Origin of the sequence: Neoroseomonas rubea, from assembly GCF_016106015.1 — a bacterium.
GTDB classification, from domain to species: Bacteria; Pseudomonadota; Alphaproteobacteria; order Acetobacterales; family Acetobacteraceae; genus Neoroseomonas; species Neoroseomonas rubea.
Window position 1 is genome coordinate 1 of record NZ_JACADQ010000687.1, and the last position, 817, is coordinate 817.

The following is an 817-nucleotide window of genomic DNA, read 5'->3' on the forward strand; positions in this document are numbered from 1 at the left end:
CTCCTCCGATCTGGACGCGCGTGCCGCCTGGGTCGAGGCCGGGCGCGACTGCGCCTGGGCTTCGGCGGAACGGCTGCGCGCCTCGGCCGGCGCGGCCAGGCCGAGCAGGGCGGCGAGTCCGAGGCCGGCGAGAACCAGGGGACGAATCATGCGTGAGCCTCTCGATTCATTTCCGCGTGTTTCTTGGGCGTGGGTCTAGACGTGCCCCGCCGGATCGCCAAGAGGTGAAACGCATTCTTGACGAATATGTGGCGTGCGCCCTCGCGGCTGCCCTCGCGCCGCGCGATGATGTTCCATGTTCGGAACTAACCACCGCGCGCTCAGGCTTGCCTGCCGCCCCAACCCGCATGCCGCGCTGCAGGCGCAGGTCCGCGCGCTGACCGAGGCGAACGATCTTCCCGGCCTCGCGCGGCTGCTCGGCGCGATCCCGCCCGCCGAGCGGCTGCCCGGCCATGTGCCGATGCATCTCGCCGCGGCGCTGGACCTGCGGGATGCGGAGGCAATCGCCGCGGCGGTGGCCGGCGCGATCGAGGTGGCGCTATCGCCCCGCATGCGCGCCATCATGGCATGGCGCTTGGCCTTCGCGGGGCACGCGGCGGACGCCTGGGCGGTGCTACATGCGGACCCGGCCGTCATTCCGGATGCGGAGGCGCGCGATGCCGTCCTGCAACTGCTCGGCCGGGTCGGCAACGAGGCCTCGGCGCAGCCGGCGCTGCGCCTCGCCGCGCGGGCGCTCGGCCGGCGCCTGGCCGGAGCGCCGGTCGAGGTCCGGTCGCATCCGGCCCCTCATGCCTATCCGGCCGGGCCGACAGGCGCG

At 73.8% G+C, this 817-nt stretch carries 1 protein-coding gene; it reads left to right on the forward strand.

All coding sequences use genetic code 11. The annotated features are described in order from the left end of the window. Nucleotides 1-295: 295 nt before the first annotated feature. Nucleotides 296-817: hypothetical protein (locus tag HW577_RS25840; protein WP_198378934.1), on the forward strand; the 522-nt coding region annotated here is incomplete at its 3' end.